The organism is Marivita cryptomonadis (assembly GCF_002115725.1).
Classification (GTDB): Bacteria; Pseudomonadota; Alphaproteobacteria; order Rhodobacterales; family Rhodobacteraceae; genus Marivita; species Marivita cryptomonadis.
The window spans coordinates 1-21,185 of sequence record NZ_JFKD01000027.1; the positions used below are offsets into that span (position 1 = coordinate 1).

Annotated in this window: 23 protein-coding genes, 1 tRNA gene and 1 pseudogene; 9 read left to right on the top strand and 16 right to left on the bottom strand. The window is 53.8% G+C overall.

Annotated elements, in window-relative coordinates:
• The first annotated feature begins 131 nt into the window (after positions 1-131).
• From MCRY_RS22660 to MCRY_RS19905, 3 genes are all read left to right on the top strand, one after another.
• Entirely contained in the window at positions 132-1,100 is a 969-nt protein-coding gene (locus tag MCRY_RS22660) for an endonuclease/exonuclease/phosphatase family protein (protein WP_138487667.1), read from the top strand.
• Between the two features lie 179 nt (positions 1,101-1,279).
• The gene (locus MCRY_RS19900) at positions 1,280-1,918 is read left to right on the top strand and encodes a hypothetical protein (RefSeq protein WP_085633221.1); all 639 of its coding nucleotides are present in this window, start codon (positions 1,280-1,282) and stop codon (positions 1,916-1,918) included.
• Positions 1,919-2,093: 175 nt separating this feature from the next.
• The gene (locus MCRY_RS19905; RefSeq protein ID WP_085633153.1) at positions 2,094-2,381 is read left to right on the top strand and encodes a hypothetical protein; all 288 of its coding nucleotides are present in this window, start codon (positions 2,094-2,096) and stop codon (positions 2,379-2,381) included.
• 179 nt (positions 2,382-2,560) lie between these two features.
• Here MCRY_RS19905 and MCRY_RS19910 read toward each other — a convergent pair whose 3' ends face one another.
• Both MCRY_RS19910 and MCRY_RS19915 read right to left on the bottom strand, forming a co-directional pair.
• Positions 2,561-3,409 carry a hypothetical protein gene (locus tag MCRY_RS19910; protein WP_085633155.1) on the bottom strand — a complete coding sequence of 283 codons (849 nt, stop codon included), beginning with the start codon at positions 3,407-3,409 and terminating at the stop codon, positions 2,561-2,563.
• Between the two features lie 254 nt (positions 3,410-3,663).
• A tRNA-Leu gene (locus MCRY_RS19915) sits at positions 3,664-3,749 on the bottom strand.
• Positions 3,750-3,900: 151 nt separating this feature from the next.
• Here MCRY_RS19915 and MCRY_RS19920 point away from each other — a divergent pair.
• Complete coding sequence (locus tag MCRY_RS19920; RefSeq protein ID WP_085633157.1) at positions 3,901-4,881, top strand: complex I NDUFA9 subunit family protein; 981 nt, start codon at positions 3,901-3,903, stop codon at positions 4,879-4,881.
• Positions 4,882-4,912: 31 nt separating this feature from the next.
• Here MCRY_RS19920 and MCRY_RS19925 read toward each other — a convergent pair whose 3' ends face one another.
• The 6 genes and pseudogenes from MCRY_RS19925 to MCRY_RS19945 all read right to left on the bottom strand — a co-directional run bounded on the left by MCRY_RS19925 (position 4,913) and on the right by MCRY_RS19945 (position 7,449).
• Complete coding sequence (locus MCRY_RS19925; protein WP_478219409.1) at positions 4,913-5,149, bottom strand: DUF6455 family protein; 237 nt, start codon at positions 5,147-5,149, stop codon at positions 4,913-4,915.
• Positions 5,150-5,175: 26 nt separating this feature from the next.
• Positions 5,176-5,472: a DUF6455 family protein gene (locus tag MCRY_RS23660; RefSeq protein WP_085633160.1), complete on the bottom strand. Its 297-nt coding sequence runs from the start codon at positions 5,470-5,472 to the stop codon at positions 5,176-5,178.
• Positions 5,469-5,723: a DUF6455 family protein gene (locus tag MCRY_RS19935; protein WP_085633162.1), complete on the bottom strand. Its 255-nt coding sequence runs from the start codon at positions 5,721-5,723 to the stop codon at positions 5,469-5,471. Before MCRY_RS19935 ends, MCRY_RS23660 begins: the two co-directional genes overlap by 4 nt.
• A 131-nt stretch (positions 5,724-5,854) precedes the next feature.
• Positions 5,855-6,424 carry a DUF6455 family protein gene (locus tag MCRY_RS19940; protein WP_138487669.1) on the bottom strand — a complete coding sequence of 190 codons (570 nt, stop codon included), beginning with the start codon at positions 6,422-6,424 and terminating at the stop codon, positions 5,855-5,857.
• Positions 6,425-6,427: 3 nt separating this feature from the next.
• Positions 6,428-6,652 (bottom strand): annotated as a pseudogene (locus MCRY_RS23665) (DUF6455 family protein); the annotation flags it as partial.
• A gap of 77 nt (positions 6,653-6,729) precedes the next feature.
• A complete protein-coding gene (locus tag MCRY_RS19945) occupies positions 6,730-7,449 on the bottom strand; it encodes a M48 family metallopeptidase (protein WP_085633166.1) in 720 nt (239 codons plus the stop codon).
• A 130-nt stretch (positions 7,450-7,579) separates the two neighbouring features.
• Between MCRY_RS19945 and MCRY_RS19950 the strand changes: the two genes are divergently transcribed.
• On the top strand, positions 7,580-7,819 hold the full coding sequence (locus MCRY_RS19950) for a hypothetical protein (protein ID WP_085633168.1): 240 nt from the start codon (positions 7,580-7,582) through the stop codon (positions 7,817-7,819).
• Here MCRY_RS19950 and MCRY_RS19955 read toward each other — a convergent pair.
• Positions 7,816-8,070, bottom strand: coding sequence for a DUF167 domain-containing protein (locus MCRY_RS19955; protein ID WP_085633170.1), 255 nt, complete (start codon positions 8,068-8,070; stop codon positions 7,816-7,818). The two genes, MCRY_RS19950 and MCRY_RS19955, sit on opposite strands and share 4 nt — an antisense overlap.
• A gap of 79 nt (positions 8,071-8,149) precedes the next feature.
• Between MCRY_RS19955 and MCRY_RS19960 the strand changes: the two genes are divergently transcribed.
• Positions 8,150-8,728 (top strand): nitroreductase family protein, encoded by a 579-nt coding sequence (locus MCRY_RS19960; RefSeq protein ID WP_085633172.1) that lies wholly within the window; start codon positions 8,150-8,152, stop codon positions 8,726-8,728.
• On the top strand, positions 8,725-9,450 hold the full coding sequence (locus MCRY_RS19965) for an EI24 domain-containing protein (RefSeq protein ID WP_085633174.1): 726 nt from the start codon (positions 8,725-8,727) through the stop codon (positions 9,448-9,450). Before MCRY_RS19960 ends, MCRY_RS19965 begins: the two co-directional genes overlap by 4 nt.
• Here MCRY_RS19965 and MCRY_RS19970 read toward each other — a convergent pair.
• Together MCRY_RS19970 and mce are read right to left on the bottom strand one after the other, a co-directional pair.
• Positions 9,380-9,676: a DUF1467 family protein gene (locus MCRY_RS19970; RefSeq protein ID WP_085633176.1), complete on the bottom strand. Its 297-nt coding sequence runs from the start codon at positions 9,674-9,676 to the stop codon at positions 9,380-9,382. The two genes, MCRY_RS19965 and MCRY_RS19970, sit on opposite strands and share 71 nt — an antisense overlap.
• A gap of 34 nt (positions 9,677-9,710) precedes the next feature.
• A complete protein-coding gene (gene mce / locus MCRY_RS19975) occupies positions 9,711-10,115 on the bottom strand; it encodes a methylmalonyl-CoA epimerase (RefSeq protein ID WP_085633178.1) in 405 nt (134 codons plus the stop codon).
• A 125-nt stretch (positions 10,116-10,240) separates the two neighbouring features.
• On the opposite strand from mce, the gene MCRY_RS19980 reads away from it, so the two are divergent.
• Complete coding sequence (locus MCRY_RS19980) at positions 10,241-10,957, top strand: response regulator (protein ID WP_085633223.1); 717 nt, start codon at positions 10,241-10,243, stop codon at positions 10,955-10,957.
• 86 nt (positions 10,958-11,043) lie between these two features.
• Here the strand turns inward: MCRY_RS19980 and aspS are convergent, their stop codons facing one another.
• Together aspS and bchJ are read right to left on the bottom strand one after the other, a co-directional pair.
• Positions 11,044-12,822: an aspartate--tRNA ligase gene (gene aspS / locus MCRY_RS19985; RefSeq protein ID WP_085633179.1), complete on the bottom strand. Its 1,779-nt coding sequence runs from the start codon at positions 12,820-12,822 to the stop codon at positions 11,044-11,046.
• A gap of 131 nt (positions 12,823-12,953) precedes the next feature.
• Positions 12,954-13,511 (bottom strand): bacteriochlorophyll 4-vinyl reductase, encoded by a 558-nt coding sequence (bchJ, locus tag MCRY_RS19990; protein ID WP_176234535.1) that lies wholly within the window; start codon positions 13,509-13,511, stop codon positions 12,954-12,956.
• Between the two features lie 492 nt (positions 13,512-14,003).
• Here bchJ and carB point away from each other — a divergent pair, with 492 nt between their 5' ends.
• The gene (gene carB / locus MCRY_RS19995; RefSeq protein WP_085633183.1) at positions 14,004-17,336 is read left to right on the top strand and encodes a carbamoyl-phosphate synthase large subunit; all 3,333 of its coding nucleotides are present in this window, start codon (positions 14,004-14,006) and stop codon (positions 17,334-17,336) included.
• A 60-nt stretch (positions 17,337-17,396) separates the two neighbouring features.
• Here carB and MCRY_RS20000 read toward each other — a convergent pair whose 3' ends face one another.
• From MCRY_RS20000 to MCRY_RS20005, 3 genes are all read right to left on the bottom strand, one after another.
• Positions 17,397-18,038, bottom strand: coding sequence for a flagellar hook assembly protein FlgD (locus tag MCRY_RS20000; RefSeq protein WP_085633185.1), 642 nt, complete (start codon positions 18,036-18,038; stop codon positions 17,397-17,399).
• Between the two features lie 9 nt (positions 18,039-18,047).
• Positions 18,048-19,313 (bottom strand): flagellar hook-length control protein FliK, encoded by a 1,266-nt coding sequence (locus MCRY_RS22665; protein WP_139834131.1) that lies wholly within the window; start codon positions 19,311-19,313, stop codon positions 18,048-18,050.
• Positions 19,314-19,607: 294 nt separating this feature from the next.
• Positions 19,608-21,118 (bottom strand): IS3 family transposase gene (locus tag MCRY_RS20005; protein WP_139834133.1). Its coding sequence is split into 2 segments (ribosomal slippage): positions 19,608-20,698 and positions 20,698-21,118, totalling 1,512 coding nucleotides; the frame shifts between segments, so codons are not numbered across the junction.
• Positions 21,119-21,185: the final 67 nt, after the last annotated feature.

Sequence of the window (21,185 nt, forward strand, 5' to 3'; positions counted from 1 at the left end):
TGTCAGACCACTACACACTACGGCTTCACAAGACTATCGATCTGCTAAAAACCCTAAAGGGCGTCGAATAAATTGAGCAGTTAAATCCCGATCTGCATCTTTATCATTTATGGTTGCCGGACATCTACTTTATGAAAATCATTTGCTGGAACATTCAAAAACTAAACATCAATAAGGCGGCCGGTCGCCGTGGCGATATCGCCTCCGCTGTGGCTGCCGCAGCTAATGGTGAGCCGTTTATTCTTTTTGTTCTGGAAGCACGGCAGAATGCCCAAAATGCTTTGGGAGTAGCCAATCACATTTGTCAAGCTCTTCAAGCAGCTCCACACAATATCCACAATATCAACGTAGGCAGGGTTGATATTGGCGGTAATGCGAACAGGCGAGAAGACATCGTAGTTGTCGCAGGATATGGTGCGACGTTTGTGAATCATGGCTCGTTCACCGGATGGCAAGCTGCTTTCGATACCAGCTGCGCAAACCAAGTCGTTTCAGCACAAGCGCGAGAAGCGGCGAGAACACAAAGAAATAATCAACTGCGTGAAACAGGTGAGCGTTTCAAACGTGCAAAAATATTTGAAGAACTCCTGACGTTACCAGCTACTGACTTTAGAAATCCAGCGAACTTGACCATTGGCGATGGAACCAATAACTATCGAGTTCTCGTTTTGCACAGTCCGGGCCCTGCTGACGGCGAAAATTACTCTGATACCACTTATGCGCCGCACTATAATCAAGCAGTTCTTTCGAGTGCCGTTGTCAATGGGTTCCAAATCGTAATGGGCGATTTCAATCAGCATGGCGACATTAACACAACCCTACGCGACTGCACCAAAGGTTACGGAGGCACCACGAAAAAGCATGATGGTACTGCGTCAGTACACCGATATGATAGAGTATTTACCAACCTTCCGGTCCAAGTCAGTGTGGGAGCTGACAGTTTGGCAGATCGGACACTAACCGACCACCTTTTTACTGTAACGACAGTTCCTTTAGTTCCTTTCGTATTTCCATCGATAAATCCGAATGTGTTCGCCTTCAATGCGGTAAAATCAATCAGAAACAGAAATATAAGAAGGCGTCGCACGAAAAGAAAGTAAGTCCGCCATCCACGAGTTGATAGAAGAGCTTTTCACGGCTTCAATTCCATCGTGTCTCCTTGAGGTGATTTATGCCGCGAAGAAAAAATCTTTCATGTGAATTTGAACTTTGGCTTCATTAATAAGACAATAAGATTTGAATGCTTCTAATGATTTCGGAAAAATCTGGAGGCTCGAATATGGGTGGATATGGCTCAGGACGACCCGGTCACAGGCAGAATGCCGAAGATTGTCGTTCGCTTGATGTAAACCGACTGCACCGCGAAGGATGTCTTGAACCCGGCAAAACGGGCAACTGGGTTTGGTCGCGCGATGGCAGGGAAATTGCCCGCATTGGCTACCGTTCCGAAGACGACCGCTTTGTCCTGAATTACCGCGTTCGCCTCTATGGTGGCGACTGGGAAAGCATCAAACAACCGACCCGGCTCACCTACACGCCGTGCAACTTCGGGAATAAAAGGCCCTATTTTATTTGCCCCGCCGTTGTGAACGGTCGCGCCTGTGGCCGCCGAGTTGGCAAGCTGTTCTCAGGTGGGCGCTACTTCCTGTGCCGTCATTGTTACAACGTCGCCTATACCAGCCAGTCAGAACCCCGTTATGACCGCATGTTGCGCCGCGCCAACAAACTGCGCGTGGAACTAGGCGGCGAACCGGGAACCGCGCATTGGATAGCGCCGAAACCCAAGGGCATGTGGCAACGGACGTATCAGCGCAAACGCTTTGAAATTCAGTGGTGCGAAGACCAAGCGAACCGACTTTTCATCAGCAGATTCCGCCAACTTCTGAGCGAGGACGAATTCCAAACTTTCTTCGATTGAAGTGTACGCAAATCGGTCGCCACGTTGTGCTTGGTACCTCGATAGTTCCACCGATCCCGCCCTGGACGCGGCACTTGCCCGTCACAGTCACGCGCCTGAATCTGTTCCCTTTGCAGCAGAAAAAGACACTATGTATTGTCACTGGGCGATGGGTGAAAAGCATAATGGAAGATAGATGGTGAAAGAGCCGCTGACAGATTATGAAATCGACTATGTTCGAAATTGGTCAAAACAAGTTGATTTAAAAGATACTTTTACCTTCAGAGGCTGGAAAAAGCATCATGCGTCTGATGAAGACGCACCCAAAGCTACAAAAATCGGCGAGAAAGTTGTCGCTGCACTGGAAGCCGAACCACCCGACCCCCGTTTGGATTTCATAGGGTTAGCGAAAGGTCCTCGTAAAGGTGGCGAAATCGGCGATAAGTCCAGCAAGAACCATCAGTACTATGTTCGACTCAAGTAGGTCTACCCAGCTACTGGTGGGAAAAAGACAGTCCCGAAAGTGCACTCTGCGCTTCTTCCTTTTTGGGTACCTCAGACCCACTGGACCCGACACCTTCCCTTTGTGCCCGATTCAGCATCGGAGGTAGGGCGACTTCTTTGCGGGGCATTGGGTCGGATGTAAGTATCCGCTTAGTTTGCTCAGGCATGATTGGTCTCCAGAGGATTGAATTCACTCCCATAGAAGTGCTTTCTTGAAACCCATTTGAAATTTTCGTGCTTTGTGATTGTTGCGATGTCAATGTGACCGCCGACTGAATTAGCACCCGGCAAGAACCGAACGAACTGCTTGGTCGTTTCCGCAAGAAACCTAGCTAACTCTATCGCGTCAGACGTTGGCATCGCTGGGTGCTCAAGGTTTGCTTGCGTATACTGCGCAATCTCGGTCAAAGCGCTACCCAGATTCTCTTTTGGTATGCCGCCATGCTCTAAAGCTGTTTCTAGAGCTTGGCTGTAACCAAGAACTAGCCTGTTGATGGCTTCAGGAGCGCCGCCCCAACAAACGCGACTGGCTTGGTCAGCGCTGGCTTCGCAATGAGGCGGCGGGCATACGCCATTCCGGATATCAATTCGCCAGATTTCTCCCATGTCCGCTCCAGAAGAGTAACCGCCAACCCAAAAATGGAAGTCACCCTCCGGCTTCACTTCCAGCTTCGAAAATCTCTCGTTGAAAAGGTAGTCGCGTGCCAGTTCCGCAACCTGTCCTATTGTGTAGGCGTCAGGTTGAATTTCGAACGGGCCGCCATCGGCTTCCGTTAGCTTCCTGAAGTCCTTGGCGATTGTCGAGATCGAAGAGTTGCCAAAGTTACCGATGCCCGCAGTCATCGCCGCTATCGGCAGGCCTTTCCGAAGATTGAAAACCTTATTGGCGTTGTCATAGGTATTGACAGTGAACGCCTGTCCGTCTGCACTCCGCGCCTGCAGCGAAGACGTACTATCCGCCGCAAAAACAAGACAGTCCTGGACCTTGACAGCGACACAGATGGTCATCGAAATTTCCCTTTAACCTGCTGTAAGTGAATCAAAAATCACGCCTGTTTTCAAATTCATAATAGGACTCGATTTCAATGAGTTGGCGCTACTTGCCAAGTTTGGCCGACGTAAACTGACCTCAAACCCTGAGCTTACGCAAAAAGGCAACCTCTTCGACCAGCGGTCAACCCCGGAAGGGTGGTCTAAAGGGTGGGCTCGATGTATCGGCCAACCACCAGGCCCCTGAATATAAACGGAAAATGTGAAAAATTTGGTGCCCAGGAGAGGACTCGAACCTCCACGGCCTTGCGGCCACTGGCACCTGAAGCCAGCGCGTCTACCATTCCGCCACCTGGGCAGGTGTCGTGAGGCTGGCGTTTAATCTGGTCCCGAAAGGGTGTCAACGGACTTTTTCAGACTTCCAGCTAAGGCTTTGCGGCAATCCTACACCTTGCCCGCACAGGCCGACGGGGATACAGGTCAGTCAAGCTATGACCGGGAGCATTCACATGTCCAAACTCGTCACGATCTACGGTGGCTCCGGCTTTGTCGGACGTTATATTGCACGACGGATGGCCAAGCAGGGTTGGCGTGTGCGGGTCGCTGTGCGCCGTCCGAACGAAGCGATTTTCGTGAAACCCTACGGTGTCGTTGGTCAGGTTGAACCGATCCTATGCAACATCCGCGACGACGCGAGTGTTCGTGCTGCGATGCAGGGCGCAGATGCAGTGGTCAATTGCGTGGGTATCCTTGCCAAGAACGGAAAAAACACCTTTGACGCTGTGCAGGCCGACGGTGCGGGCCGCGTTGCCCGGATTGCTGCAGAGACAGGGATTCAAACGTTGGTGCATGTTTCCGCGATCGGCGCAGATGCCAATAGCGACAGTGACTACCAGCGCACCAAAGGCGAAGGCGAAGCAGCAATTCTGGAGCACATGCCCAATGCAGTGATCCTCCGCCCGTCCATCGTTTTTGGCCCCGAGGACGGCTTTTTCAACCGGTTTGCAGGCATGACGCGGATGGGTCCGATTCTTCCGGTTGTGGGCGCAGACACCAAGTTCCAGCCGGTTTATGTCGATGACGTTGCGCATGCAGCATGTTTGGCTGTCATCGGTCAGGCACCTGCAGGTGTTTATGAACTTGGTGGTCCGGACGTAGACACCTTCAGAGACTTGATGCAGGACATGCTCAAGGTCATTCGTCGGCGTCGCCTGATCGTCAATATTCCTTTTTTCGCCGCGTCGATCATGGGTGGCCTGTTCGATTTCGCCAATGCCATCAGTGGTGGGCTGATCCCGGCGATGGTCACTCGCGACCAAGTCAAGAATTTGAGCAAGGACAACGTTGTCTCGGAAGACGCAAAGACTTTTGCCGATCTGGGAATCAAGCCCGTCGCTCTCGAAGCTGTACTGCCGGATTACCTGTGGCGGTTCCGCCCGTCTGGGCAGTATGCCGATATCAAGGACAGCGCGAAGAACTTGCGCGCCTGATCGGTTTCACCACCAAACCGGATGGCCGCGTTCAGTGATGACGTGCGAGATTTTGCATGATGTCGCCGTTGACGCATCCCGGTGGCGGTGTTTTGGCAAACCCTTTTTGATCGCCAAGCCATCCCTGACAGCTTGCGACGAGGGCACATTCACGACAGGCTGTGACCATCGTCGCGTATTCTTGTGCGGTGAGCCGATCATGCGCCATTTCTTCTGACAGACTTACACCCATCACCTTGGCGACGCTGCGTGTAAGCCAGAAATGCAATCCCGGGTCTCCTCGATGTTGTGTCGTCATGGGTTTTGCCTTTCTGCTAGTCGTCTCAATCCGTCGGCATTGCGGCATTCTGCCGGCGGTGCTGCAGTGGGGTCATCGACATGTGCCTTCAGCCAACGATCGCAGCCATCAACCCAGGTGCACGAGCGGCATCCAGTCACCATCTCCACCCAAGTCTCGGGATCAAGCGCACCGCTCTGGGCTGCCTGAGCAGTATCGACGCCGCATGTTTTCGCCATGCGTTGGACGAGCCAATAATGCACCCCCGGCCGGCCCAGGGGGCGCCATGCTAGAGCCTTCTGCGGACCAATCATTTTGATCTCATGTCATCAAAGAAAGCTTCGTTGCGACAGTAATCCGGCAAATTCAATTGCGGCCCTGCGGTCTCAAGAAGGCACTTGCACGCATCTGGCGCAGTGCAACCAAAGCATCGGTCCACCGCGTGCTCAAAGCGGTCTTCAGACAGCTCTGCGCGCATCATCAGCTCTTGCAAATCCAACCCTTGTCGGTCGGCCATTGCCAGCACCAACTGTGTATGGGTGTTTCGTTTTGTTTCGTAGGTCATGACAATGCTCCCCATTGCTCTGACCTAAGGTTAAGCGGCGCTCGGGATATTGGCATTGATTCAGGTCAATGCCTGCTGGCAACTGGATTTCGGGGGGATCAAGATGGATGCTAGGCGCAGGCGCGCGAGCGTCACTGTTGGGTGGATGCGCGACAGGTCAACAAACGGCCAAATGCAGCGGCATTGGAACATCCCGATGGGAATGTGTCAGCAGAAACCTGTGCCTCATCCAACCAGTTCTGGCACTGGTCGCGAAGTGGACAGAGGCAACACTCCAGAACCATATTTGCGTATTGGCTTTGAGTGAAATCGCCGTCTTCCATAGCGCCACTTAGATTCACGCCAATCTTCTTCGCCACGTTTCTAACCAGCCAATAGCCAAGTTCAGCGTTATGCAAAATCACATCGAGTTCGCGACCCGCATCTGTTGAATTATCAGGTGCGCTGTCCGAAGGATCCACTTGAAAACTTGTATCCGTGTTTTCAAGCAGCCACTCTTCGCACGTATACCGCCATTCCCATGAGCGGCTTTGTTCCTCAAGGTAGCTCCAGCTTTCAAGCTGGAGGCCGTCATCCTCAAGTTCGATACATGTGTCGACGCCGAAAATTCGTGTTTGGGTAAGTTCGCTGACGAAGAAAGCAGAATCGTTGGAAGAGACGAACTCGATCCCACACCAGAATGTGGCGTTCATCTGTTCCATTTGCTTCAAGAAATCCGAGTTGGCGCAGTATTTTGGCACTTGGAGCAAAGGCGTCAAGGCGTTTAGAACACCCTCGCATCTACCGCTTTTGGAACAAGACCAACACTTCTGCGCAGCAATCTGAAGATCGTGCGTGTTGATCGACCCAAGCAACACTTGTTGCTCTAAATCAATACCGCACCGAGACGCCATGTGGAGCACCCACATATCTCTGCACTCGTCAAACATAACAACCTTTACGTCATATAGCTTGCGGCAGCGTAAAAAGGTAAGGTCAGTATTGTCTTTGATCTACATCAAGTTCGCTACAGTCCGGCTGCCGTCCGGCGCACGATTTCCATGCGAGACGCATTTGGCGGATGCGTGCCGAGAAAGCGATTGCCCGGGTCCGGGATGCGATTGAAGAACTGAGCGCCCCTTACCGGATTATAGCCCGCGCGGGCCGTAATGACCGTTCCAAGTTGATCGGCCTCAAGCTCAAAATCTTTGGAATATGTGCGTGCCCCCAAGGATGCGCCAATCTGTTCAGCGGATTGAACCGCCGCTGCATCAGCACCGCCCAGCGCCACCAGACCCGACAGGATCACGGCCCCGACAGCCGCGTTCTGTTGTGTTCTGCCAAGATGACCAAGGACATGGTGCGCGGCCTCGTGGCCCATCACAAAGGCCAGTTCATCCGCATTTTCGACAGACGCAATCAGCGCAAGATTGAACGCAAGAATAGGTCGTCCGGTTCGGTCCACGGTTTGAAATGCATTCGGCGGCTGTCCGGGGCGGTCGTCCACGACGATCTGGAAATCACAATTGGCGCCTGGTGCCAGCCTACGGCACTCTCTTTCAGCCACCGGCTCAACAGTCTGGACAACCGACACGAATTGGCGCGCAGCAATGCCAGCGCGGGTGCGAGCGTCCTGTTGCGAAATGGTCGCTTGTGAATTCTGGGGGCGCGGCTGAACCTGAGTCGAGGTCGTAGGAACGTCGCACGCAGACAACGCGACGAAAGCCAATAATAGAAGCCAGCGCATTAAGACACTCCCTTTGTCTGAGATACTAGAAATAAGGTGGTTGCGCACCTCCTGCCAGAGCCGATTTCCTTGTGTGGCTTTCCACAGATGCTGCTTGGCAAGTGATAAAACTCCGCGCTAGGCTTTAAGTATGTTTAGCATCGAACACGAATTCGACTCGACTGTCGTGACGCTTGTTGATGAAGGCGAAGGCCCTCTTCAGGAAGACGTGATCGTTATCGGCTTTGAAGAATGCATCACAGTCGAGCAGTATGATCCCCGAACGGACAAGGTGAACAAAATCACTTTCTCGATATCTCAGATGCGCGATCTGGCAGCGTCTTTGTCATTGCCCGAAGGGGTTTATTCACGAGAAGAAAAGGCAGACTAGTCCACACGAAACTGTTTGTCGCGTGACTTTGCCCCTCTCACAAGGACAAGCCGCGATTTCGGTACTCCCAAAGCTTTTGACAACAGCAGCATAACCGCTGCATTGGCTTGACCTTCGGCAGGCGGTGCCGTGACACCAACCTTTATAGTGTCGTTTTCGCGTACCACCGTGTTGGCCCTCGCATTCGGCGTCACACGAACCCAAATTATTGTTCCTGTACTTGCAAGATCGGTGAGGCTGTTCTTCGACATTCATTCGTCCTATCACGCAAGAACCTGCCGCGCGGTCAAAACATGGACGCAGGACTGATCGACAAAAAAGGGGGCCAAGATGCCTGACGCAAACCATGCCGTTCTGGACTTTCTTCATACACGACGGTCAAGACCGGCAAAACTGTTGCAGGAACCAGCGCCGGATCGGGACGCGCTCAAGTTGATCCTGACGGCCGCGGCACGGACACCAGACCATGGGAAACTCGAACCTTGGCGCTTTATCGTTCTTGAGAGAGCCGCTCTCAAACGGCTGGCTCTTGCAGTAGATCACTGTGGCGCGCAAACCGGGCGTGCTGCAGAAGATGTCGAGAAGGCACGTAAACAGTTCAGCGATAGCCCCCTTTGTGTCGCGGTCGTTGAAGTGCAAAAGCCCTCTGAGAAAATCCCTGCGATCGAGCAAACCTATTCTACTGGGGCTGTATGCCTTGCTTTGCTCAACGCCGCCTTGGCCTCTGGTTGGGGGGCTAATTGGCTTAGCGGATGGCCAGCGCATGACAATGGATTCTGCGGCAACGCCCTAAGCCTTGCCGATAATGAACGCGTCGCGGGGTTCATTCACATCGGCACTGCGTCTGCTCTTCCACCTGAACGGCCAAGACCCGATATCGATGCAATTACGACTTGGCTGGATACATGATCCTACGAAGCTTTTTCCTCACCCTCAGGCAACTGGGCGATGCTCGGTTCCGCAAGGTTCTGTTCCTTGGGATCGGCCTTGGGTTCGCGCTTTTGGTAGGTTTCTTTGCTGCATTGATGTGGCTTCTGAATGCGGCGTTGGGGCCTGAGGCGACACTGCCATTCATTGGCGAAGTGACTTGGCTTGACGATCTTCTGAGCTGGACCGCCTTCATTTCGATGATCGTTTTGTCGGTCTTCCTGATGGTCCCTGTAGCCTCGGCGATCACATCACTCTTTCTCGACGATGTGGCCGATGCCGTGGAAGATCGGCATTACCGACACTGGCCCAAAGCGGAGCGTGTCCCTTTTGGAGATGCCCTCCGCGATACGGTTAATTTCTTAGGCGTGCTTATTGCTGCGAATATATTCGCCCTGGTTTTGTATGTGATGTTTCCACCCTTCGCGCTTTTTATCTTCTGGGGATTGAATGGCTTTCTTCTTGGGCGGGAATACTTCACCCTAGCGGCCATACGCAGAGAAGGTCGCGCAGGGGCGAAAGCCCTGCGCAAGCGTCATATCGGAAAGATCTGGATCGCGGGCACTCTTATGGCGATGCCCCTGTCATTACCGTTGGTGAACCTCGTGATCCCTATACTGGGCGCCGCAACTTTCACCCACCTGTACCACCAAATTCAGGCGCAGGCCCCATCCGGCCAAAGAAATCCAGATCGCGCACTGTAATCCACCCGGACAGGATGATCCCCGCGATCACGATCCAAAGACCGATGCTGACGAACGTGGTGATCCAAGCCTTTTTCCTGAGGTTATGAACCTCGGGAGAACCGGCATGAGTTCCGGGTACGATCTGACCTACGTCACCTTGCGTTTGCAATCTGATGGGAATGACGATCAAAAAGACCATGAACCAGATCACGGCAAAGAGAACGATAGCAGAGGTGATGGACATGGGTGCGCTCCTTTTTCCCTAATGTGGGGTGGCGTCAGACTTGTTCCAGCTCCACCAAGCATCCATTAAAGTCCTTGGGGTGCAGGAACAGCACCGGCTTGCCATGTGCCCCGATCTTCGGCGTTCCATCCCCCAGCACACGCGCCCCGGTTTCTTTGAGATGGTCCCGAGCTGCGATGATGTCATCTACTTCGTAGCAGACATGGTGAATACCACCGGACGGATTCTTTTCCAAAAAGCCAGCAATCGGGCTGTTTTCGCCCAAAGGGTAAAGCAGTTCAATCTTGGTGTTTGGCAATTCGATAAAGACGACAGTCACACCGTGGTCGGGTTCATCCTGCGGCGCGCCGACCTTGGCCCCGAGCGCATTGCGATATTGGTTAGAAGCTGCCTCGAGATCAGGTACGGCAATCGCTACGTGGTTCAATCGTCCAATCATCTTGTCTCTCCGTCTTTGCTTTGGCGGCTTATCCCCCGAGCCGGAAAATCAGACAAGAGGTATGGGCGCATTAACGCCCTGTTAGCCACACCCGCGCCAAAATGAAGCGACTCATGGAGGGCGAAATGATTGACGATGATGCATTTGACCATCTGCGCAGACCAACCGTGACACGGCCCCTACTAGGGCTCACCATCCTCGCGGTCGAAGACAGCCTATATGCCTGTGATGCTTTGCGACTGATGTGCCTGTACAGCGGCGCTCGCCTAAGGCGTGCGGATTGTCTCAAATCGGCACGTCGACATCTGCAGGTGTATCGTCCATCGGTCGTGATCGTCGATATGGGCTTGCCTGACGGCAATGGTGCAGAGCTCATTGATGACCTGCGCATGACATCGCCGCGCGTTAGCGTGATCCTCGCCTGCAGCGGTGATCCGTTTGCAGAAGATGTAGCCTATGCTGCAGGGGCCGATGGATTTCTGGCCAAACCGATCGCGAACCTTGGGGTCTTTCAACACGCGATCCTTCAACATCTTCCCCAAAACGCTCAACCTTGTGGACTGCGAAATATCAGGTCCGACGTCATCCACCCCGATCTCTTCGCGTTCCGTGAAGATATGGCGTATGTCGCTGAGCTTTTGGGCGGGCCAGTCGATGACAAAGTCATTTCCTATGTCACAGCTTTTCTGCATGGAGTCGCCCTGACAGCAGAGGACGATGCCCTGCAGCACGCTGCATATGAACTGGCCGCGGCGCAATCGAATGGCGCACCAACGCTTGGTCCAGTGGCGAGGTTGGCAGGTCTGGTCCAGGCAAGAGTGCAAGACGCAGTGGCAATCTAAACAAAAGGCCGCCCTAAACAGGACGGCCTGATATTGTTGAAGTCGGCCGTTTAGGTACCGATGTGTTCGCCTATACGGCTCTCAGATCACGCCTCTTTCGGAAGCACCCTCAGTCCAAGTTCCATAAGCTGATCGCTTGTAGCATCGGACGGGGCGTTCATCATCAAGTCCTCGGCGCGCTGGTTCATCGGAAACATGATGACTTCCCGAATATTGGCTGTATCCGCCAGCAGCATGACCATGCGGTCGATCCCCGCGGCACACCCACCGTGGGGCGGCGCGCCAAAACGGAATGCGTTGACCATCCCGCCGAACCGCTTGCGCACTTCGTCTTCGCCATACCCGGCAAGTTCAAAAGCCTTGAACATGATTTCCGGCTTGTGGTTCCGGATTGCACCCGAAACCAATTCGTAACCGTTGCAAGCAAGATCGTATTGATAGCCAAGCACATCAAGCGGGTTGTCGTTGAGCGCATCTAGGCCACCTTGAGGCATGGAAAACGGGTTATGGCTGAAATCGACCTTTCCAGTTTCCTCATCGGCTTCGTACATCGGGAAATCCACGATCCATGCGAAGGCAAACCGATCCTGTTCGGTGAGGCCCAGTTCATTGCCGATTTCCACACGGGCTTTCCCGGCCACTTTCTCAAAGCTTGAAGGCTTGCCACCCAAGAAAAACGCCGCGTCACCGACGCCTAAGCCCAGTTGTTGACGGATCGCTTCGGTGCGCTCGGGGCCGATATTCTTGGCCAGCGGCCCGGCGGCTTCCATTCCATCGTCACCGTCACGCCAGAAGATATACCCCATGCCGGGCAATCCTTCCTTCTGCGCAAAGGCGTTCATGCGATCACAGAATTTTCTGCTGCCACCACCCGGTGCCGGAATCGCGCGAATTTCGGTGCCGTCCTGCTCAAGCAGTTTCGCGAAGATCGCAAAACCCGACCCACGGAAGTGATCAGAAACGACCTGCATCTTGATCGGGTTGCGCAAGTCAGGCTTGTCGGTGCCATACCACAGCGCTGCATCGCGATACGAGATCTGTGGCCACTCGGCATCCACTTTACGGCCGGCGCCAAATTCTTCGAAGACGCCCTGCATCACCGGCTGAATTGTGTCGAATACATCCTGCTGACTGACAAAGGACATCTCCAAGTCGAGCTGGTAGAAGTCCGTCGGAGAGCGGTCGGCTCGCGGGTCTTCATCGCGGAAGCAAGGCGCGATCTGGAAGTACTTGTCAAAGCCACTAACCATGATCAGCTGTTTGAACTGCTGCGGAGCCTGCGGAAGGGCATAGAACTTTCCAGGGTGCAGACGACTTGGCACCAAAAAATCGCGGGCCCCCTCGGGGCTTGAGGCCGTGATGATCGGCGTCTGATATTCGCGGAAATTCTGATCCCACATCCGTTTGCGGATCGACGAGACAACATCCGAGCGCAATGTCATGTTGCTTTGCATCGCTTCGCGGCGCAGGTCGAGGAAGCGGTAACGAAGACGCGTTTCTTCAGGATACTCCTGATCGCCAAAGACGATGAGCGGCAGCTCTTCGGCTGCGCCCAAGACTTCGAGGTCGCGGATGAACACTTCGATTTCACCGGTCGGAAGCTTTGGGTTCGCAAGGCTTGCATCGCGTGCCTTCACCACGCCGTCGATCCGGATACACCATTCCGACCGTACCTTTTCGACATCGGCAAAGACAGGGCTGTCCGGATCGCAAAGAAGCTGTGTCACGCCGTAATGATCCCGCAAATCGATGAACAAAACGCCACCGTGGTCCCGGATACGGTGCACCCAGCCAGACAGGCGAACGGTCTGGCCAACGTCGGCCTTGGTCAGATCGGCGCACGTGTGGCTGCGAAAGGCATGCATGTCGGATTCCCAGTTCTGTGTATATGTCAGGTCGCTGGGCTCAATGATGCAGGATCGTGAAAAAGTCCAGACATAGCGTAGCACTTGGCGGATTGAGCGCCACTACGTGATGCGATAGGGCGGACGCCTTGTCAGGCCATCGAAAGCTCAAAGCGGCAGGACTCTCCGCCAGCGGCGCAACATTGCGTTTCTTGGCACCGGAGTCGGATGTCGACTGCTCTTGCGAATACGTTTTCCAGCACGGTTTGCTGAAACAGGCAGACTGGGACGTCGCTGGTTTCAGACCGCGTGACTGGGTTGTTGGAAATTTCGAGCATCGAGGTGCGCAAGACGCGGAAATCTCCGCTGCCCGAAAACGTCCATGCGCTTTGCGTTGTGGTGCGGACAAGCATCCACGTTGCAAGCGACCATGGCAGTCGGCGCAACAGGTCTCGAGCAGATGCGTCCAACCGATAATCCAAAACCACCTGCGCCGCTTTTTCGCCGGCGGTCACCATGATGTCGCGCCAAATTTCAGGCAAATCACGACGAATTCCCTGATGGAGTTGCGCGACAAGTCGCTCCCTGACCGGGTCTTGGGGGGACGGAAGGAACTTCAACCCGGCCTCTTGGAAAATTCGGTCCCGTTCTTCGGCGCCCGCGTATGTTTCGAGAACCTCATGGATCGGGAGAATCATGTTGGAGCTCATGAAGGTCCTCTCGCGAGGCTGTTTTAACGGACCTTTCATCGGCGCGCTCATTCTTGTCTCTCACCCCCATCGCGCGCGGAGTGTTCCGCCCCAATGTTGCCATACCCGCGAAGTCGTCAACGCTGCGTGCGGGTCCTGACATTTTCTTTGACGCAGTTCTGGTGTGCGCCTCCCGCGAAAGAATTGCTCTCAGGTGCCCCAAAACTTTATCGAAAGATCGAATAATCAGCTCTTTTCCATGCCGCAATTGCATTCAGACACCAAAACTGTCCAAGCAAGTTGACACAACTTACCACCAACGCCCAGCTTAACATTCAAAACGCACGATGTGAAACGCGACAGCGCAATCAGAAAGCGCTGAACGAATTACATCCACAGCTTCGAAACAGGAGCGTAAGAGGCTTGAACGTCACTCGCGCATGTCTATAACCCGCTGGAATTTGCCCGCCGGGACTTCACCCGGCACCGATCCGCGCGAAACGAGGTGACACAATGCCCAAACGTACCGATATCAAATCAATCATGATCATCGGAGCCGGGCCCATTGTAATCGGTCAGGCATGTGAATTCGATTATTCTGGTGCGCAGGCCTGCAAGGCCCTGAGGGAAGAAGGCTATCGGGTCATTCTCGTGAACTCGAATCCGGCTACCATCATGACCGATCCTGGGCTTGCTGATGCCACTTACATCGAGCCCATCACGCCGGAAATCGTGGCCAAGATCATAGAAAAGGAAAGGCCGGACGCTCTGCTTCCGACCATGGGAGGGCAGACGGGTCTGAACACATCCCTCGCGCTTGAAGAGATGGGAGTTCTCGAAAAGTTCGGTGTCGAAATGATTGGCGCCAAGCGCGAAGCGATTGAAATGGCCGAGGACAGGAAGCTCTTTCGTGAAGCGATGGATCGCATCGGCCTTGAAAATCCGAAGGCGACAATCATCACCGCCCCTAAGAAACCAAATGGCAATGCCGACCTTGATGCCGGTGTGGCACTTGCCCTTGCCGAACTTGAGGATATTGGCCTTCCGGCGATTATTCGCCCCGCCTTTACCTTGGGCGGTACGGGTGGCGGTGTGGCCTATAACCGCGAAGACTTCGTCCACTACTGCCGGTCCGGCATGGACGCGTCTCCTGTCAATCAAATCCTCGTCGACGAGTCGCTTCTGGGGTGGAAAGAATTTGAGATGGAGGTCGTACGTGATCGCGCGGACAACGCTATCATCGTCTGCGCCATTGAAAACGTCGACCCGATGGGCGTGCATACCGGTGATTCTATTACCGTCGCCCCAGCCTTGACCCTGACTGACAAAGAATACCAGATCATGCGGAACGGCTCTATTGCCGTTCTTAGGGAAATTGGGGTCGAAACCGGAGGTTCGAACGTCCAGTGGGCGATCAATCCTGAAGACGGTCGTATGGTGGTGATCGAAATGAACCCCCGCGTCAGTCGGTCTTCAGCGCTTGCCTCCAAGGCGACAGGTTTTCCGATCGCCAAGATCGCGGCCAAGTTGGCTGTCGGCTACACACTTGATGAACTTGATAATGACATCACCAAGGTGACTCCGGCATCCTTTGAGCCAACGATTGACTACGTGGTCACGAAAATCCCGAAATTTGCGTTCGAGAAATTCCCGGGTTCGGAACCTCACCTGACAACGGCAATGAAGTCGGTCGGGGAAGCGATGGCCATTGGCAGAACAATTCACGAGTCGCTTCAAAAAGCACTGGCTTCCATGGAATCCGGTCTGACCGGGTTCGATGAGGTACTTATCGAAGGTGCACCAGAAAAATCTGCCGTGATTAAGGCGATCAGCCAACAGACACCAGACCGTATGCGCACCATCGCGCAGGCAATGCGCCACGGCTTGAGCGATGAAGACATTCATGCGACGACCATGTTTGATCCATGGTTTCTGGCCCGAATTCGGGAAATCGTCGAAGCCGAAGAAGGCATCCGCGGCGGTGGTCTGCCTGAAGACGCGGCAGGGATGCGCGCGCTCAAAATGCTAGGCTTCACCGATGCGCGTTTGGCCAATCTGACCGGGAACACGGAAAAAGAGGTGCGCGCGCTGCGCCTCAAGTTGAATGTTAAGGCAAGCTTCAAGCGTATCGACACCTGTGCTGCAGAGTTCGAGGCACAAACACCGTACATGTACTCCACCTACGAGTCCCCGATGATGGGCGAGGTGGAATGCGAAGCGCGTCCCAGCGATCGTAAAAAGGTCGTCATCCTTGGTGGCGGTCCCAACCGGATCGGCCAAGGGATCGAATTCGACTACTGCTGTTGCCATGCTTGTTTCGCGCTGACGGACGCTGGCTATGAAACGATCATGGTCAACTGCAACCCGGAAACCGTATCCACCGACTATGACACATCGGATCGGCTGTATTTTGAACCGCTGACCTTCGAGCATGTGCTCGAAATTCTGCGTGTCGAACAGGAGAACGGAACGCTTCACGGTGTGATCGTGCAATTCGGCGGTCAGACGCCTCTCAAACTGGCCCGCGCTCTCGAAGCAGAAGGTATTCCGATCCTCGGAACGACACCGGATGCCATTGACTTGGCCGAAGATCGCGAACGGTTTCAAACCCTTGTCAACGATCTTGGCTTGAAGCAACCGCATAACGGAATCGCTTCTACCGGGGCGCAAGCCTTGGCAATCGCAGAGGATATCGGGTTCCCTCTGGTCATCCGCCCCTCTTACGTTCTCGGCGGACGTGCGATGGAAATCGTCCGCGACATGGGTCACCTTGAACGCTACATCAATGAAGCAGTCGTCGTGTCAGGCGACAGCCCTGTTCTTTTGGACAACTATCTGTCTGGTGCCGTTGAACTAGACGTTGACGCATTGTGCGATGGCACGCAGGTGCATGTTGCCGGCATCATGCAACATATCGAAGAAGCAGGTGTTCATTCGGGCGACAGTGCGTGTTCCCTGCCTCCCTACTCACTCTCGGACGACATTCTGGCAGAAATCAAGCGCCAAACCGAAGCGCTTGCTTTGGCATTGAACGTGGTGGGACTGATGAATGTGCAGTTCGCGATCAAAGATGGAGACGTTTACCTGATCGAGGTGAACCCCCGCGCCTCGCGTACCGTGCCGTTTGTCGCCAAGGCGACCGATTCAGCGATTGCCTCCATCGCAGCACGCGTAATGGCAGGCGAACCGCTCACCAACTTCCCGATGCGGGAACCTTATCCCGAAAACGCTGACTATGACACTGTATTGCCGCTTGCAGATCCGATGACCCTCGCCAATCCGATGATGCCTTGGTTCTCGGTCAAAGAAGCCGTCCTGCCCTTCGCGCGATTCCCAGGTGTCGACACGATCCTTGGGCCAGAAATGCGCTCCACCGGCGAAGTTATGGGGTGGGATCGGTCGTTCCCCCGGGCCTTCCTGAAAGCGCAGTTGGGCGCAGGTAACTTCCTTCCGCGGTCTGGCAGCGTATTTTTCTCGATCAAGAACGAGGACAAGACTGACCAATTGGTCGAGACTGCCCGACTTTTGGATGATCTCGGCTTCAAAATCGTTGCTACCTCAGGAACCGCCAAGTTCCTGTCCGAGCACGGCATTTCCTGCGAGACAACGAAGAAGGTCTATGAAGGACGTCCCAACATTGTCGATCTTATGAAAGATGGCGGGATTGACCTTGTAATGAATACGACCGAGGGCACCGCTTCTGTAGAGGACAGCCGAGAAATCCGCTCGGTCGCTCTCTACGACAAAATCCCCTATTTCACCACTGCAGCTGGAGCACATGCTGCCGCACTTGCCATGAAAGCCCAAGAGGAAGGCGAGCTTGTTGTCAAACCACTGCAAGCATAGCGGCTGTGTTTGCTTGCTCCTGCTACCAAGGCGCCTCGAAAACCGAACGCCCTTCAACCGCTATCTAAGCTTGGCGACATCAGCTTCGCCAACAACTGTTCCATTGGCCAAGAGCAATTCCGCACCAGTTTCGCCGAACTGAATCTCCTCCACCAAGCCTCCAGTGTATACGGGCACATTAATCAGTGCATTATCTCCGATCCCACGGACTTCAACCGTCAACAGCCCCGTCGCAGCCAGTGAACCGTCAAGCGCCTTACCATCCCATTGCAGTCTTGTCTGACCTGCATTCAAGTTCACTTCTGCCACCAATGCACCCCTTTCGTTGGTGATGGTAAGCTTGGCGTCACCATCTTGCCGTGGCGCCTCACCCAATTCAAACGCAATGGCCGAACCGGAATAGTTGAAAGGGCCATCATGCAACGCATATCGCCCAACCACCGAAGCAAAATTCGAGATACGGCTGGCAGACAACATGTTGATCAATGACCCTATATTCTGATTGGTCAGCGTTTGCTGTTCGACCATTGAGAAAGTCGCCAATTGGCTGGCAAATTGATCAGCGGCCATTGGGCTTAAGGGATCCTGGTTTTGGATCTGTGTTGTCAGCATCCTCAGGAATGTCTCAAAATCCTGCGAAACACCTTTTTCTGAAGAAGGCGCAAGGTTAGTATTTTGTATTTCAACTTGGGCGATTTCCACAATGACCTCTTAGATACGCTTGTCGACCCCAGTAGCTGGAAAAAATTGCGTTGCAACTGCAACCTCCTCCACCAGATTTTGAGTCATTTCGTTTTTAGCGCTGTTAAGCGATTTTTCGGAAGAGTGCCCTCCAGCGCATCCATTAGAAAAAGAGAATTGATAACTTTGTAAATCAGATTGTCTAAAAATATTTCTTAATTCTTGTTGATTACGCGAAAGTAATTCGGTGAGCTCTTTACTTGAGGCCGTGAATTTGATGTCGACACCTTCAATACCATTTTCCAACGTTATGATTGTAAGTGGTTGATCAGAAGTTAAGCTTGTTGAAAATATGCCAATTTCGGCTGGCCGTCGCACCCAGTTTTCCAAGCGGGTCTGATGTCCAAACCGATCTATGTATCCAGCTGTTCCTTTGGAGATTTCATCTAAATATTTCGGCTCGACAGATGCCGGCACGTCAATATCAACTTGCGCAGAAGATGAGATTGCCATCTCATCCTTATGCAAAATCGACAAAGGTCGCAGTGGAATATTTTTTGTGTTTGAGTTCCCTCCATCTATCCAACGGTCAACACGATGACCAACACCTTCTTTAAGCCCACCGTCACCAGAAACCCGTGTTTCATTCACAGCCATATTTTTATCATTTGGAAATTCTACGAGCTGTTTAGCGCTATGTTCGAAAATAGTGATATTATTCTCTGCGTAATTTCTTATGTCTCCTCCAGATCGAAAACTTGATTGCAGATGTTGAACACTTGTAACCGTTGGAGCTTTCACACTACTCATGGGTGGTGAGTCTTTCAAAAAATCATTCTTGTCAGAACCCTCATGTACACTTGGAAGCTCGCGGACCAAGTTCTCAGCTTGTACTTTTTTCATTGGGAGCTTTTGGGAGCTTAATTTGTAATTTGACGCCGTAGATGAAGCCTCTTGAGAGATGTCCAATATATGAGAATGCGGATTTGACTGTCTACCAAAGTTCAGAACAAAATTCATTCTTTCGTTAGTGTGTATCATAGAACGAAATTTGGCTTGCCGTGGAATGCCTTCTGACTGAGGGGAATGTGAAGAGATTATTTGACTAGAAGCTATTTCATTTGAAGAAATTTCATCCGAGTAATCTCTAGAGGGTTGCGGCTTTTTCAGAAAATTTTTATCTTCTAAATCTTCAATTAATACTTTTTCAGAATCTACTCCTGAAATAGATAAGTTTTTCACAATAAATATATGCTGAAGAAAATTTGTAGGATCGACTTGAACAGAGTCATCCACGTCATCCACAGTGGGTGAGCATATATTCTTGGTCATTGACGAGCCACGTGAAAAATTCAGATCTACGAGCACAACACCCAACTCATGTTAACGCCAAGGATACTTTACACTCTAATGCTATTTTTCAGCTCCTTACAAACTACTAACGAGTGCGTGATTATTTATCAAAATCTATCTAATTAGATCAGGTTTCCAAATCGTATTAATTCAAAATTCACATCTATCGCAGAATCTAATGGCGCACGGTGAGCGTGGCGCGGGCACGGTGTTTGTCAAAGGAGTTGTCCGCCGATTTCATGCGGCGTCTCTGATTTCAGGAGCACCTATTTCGGTTTCGGGGTTGAGCCAGACGGGTCCAGCGGGTTGCCAGTTGCGGGTTTTGCCTGACCAGCGTTGCGGGTTTTGCGCCCGTGCAATTGCATAGAGACTGGCACGGCTGGCGAGGGTTGCGCGATCGAGCCCGGCGTGACGCGCATCTGGCGTGACGAAGCGGATGGCGCTGTGCAGGTGCTGCCCGTTATACCAGCTGGCGAAGGATTTCACCCAGGCTTGGGCATCGGCCTTCGTGGCAAATCCCTTGTTCGGCCAGTCCGGGCGATATTTGCAGGTGCGGAACAGCGCCTCGGAGAACGGGTTGTCATTGCTGACGCGCGGGCGGCTGTAGGACGCGGTGATGCCCAGTTTCTCCATAGTCACCTTCATCGTCGCGCCCTTCATCGGGCTGCCGTTGTCAGCGTGCAAGACCAGCGGACGCAGGGTGCAGCCCTCGGCCAGAACCGCCTGACGGACCAGAGTGGCCGCCAGCTCCGCGCTTTCGCGCTCATGAACTTCCCAGCCGACGATCTTCCGGCTGAAGATGTCCACGATCAGGTAGAGGTAGAAGAACATCCCCGCGACCGGCCCCGGCATCCAGGTGATGTCCCAGGTCCACACTTCGCAGGGTGCGCTGGCCATGTAGCTGGTGGGTGGTTTGCGCCGGATCGGCGGTCTGGCCCGGCCCCGGTGCTGCTGCTGCCCCTCTGCGCGCAGGATGCGGTAGAAGCTGGATTCTGACGCCAGATACCGCCCCTGATCAGCCAGCTTCGGCACGATCTGGCTGGGCGGAAGGCTGGCAAATTCCGTTGAATTACATGCCTCCAGCACAGCCGCGCGTTCCGCCGGGCTCAGCTTGTTGCGCGGTTCCGGACGCGGCACGAGGGGGCGCTGATCGGGCTGCACCTCGCCGCCTTTCGTCCAGCGACGCAGGGTGCGGTCGCTGATGTCCAGCACGGCACAGGCTTTGGCCCGGCGCGCGCCAGCGGCGACGGCCTCTTCGATCAGCAGCGTGGCGGTTTGGCGATGTGGGGTGCTGATCATACGTCCTCTCCGTCCCCCCAGATCGCTGCCGCCTTTTTTCTGAGAACCAGAAGTGCTGCGGTCTCGGCCAATGCGCGGTCTTTGCGAGCAAGCTCGCGTTCCAGTTCCTTGACCCGCTTTTTTTCGTCCTTGGTCGCCCGCCCAAGACGCGCAGTGCTGGCACGATCCCAGTCGTTCGCCTGTTCACACGCAGCCCGCCACGCCGAGATCTGCGCTGGATAGAGCCCGCGCTTGCGGCAGTATTCGCCCAGATCGGCCTCGTTCAGCGCCGCCGTTTCCAGCACCGCCGCGAACTTGTCGCGCGAGGACCAGCCCTCGGGGCCAGCGTCTGCGTCGGGCAGAAGCTGCCCCTTGCCGCGCGCCTCGGCACGCCACTTGTGCAGCGTCGCCTCAGAGATCCCTTCCTCCTGCGACAGCTGCCGAATGGCCATGGTGTTCGGCGGCAGCATCCGCTTCAGCACAGCCGCCTTGCGTTCCGGTGAGTATCCCAAATCATCGTCCTATCCCGCCCACCTG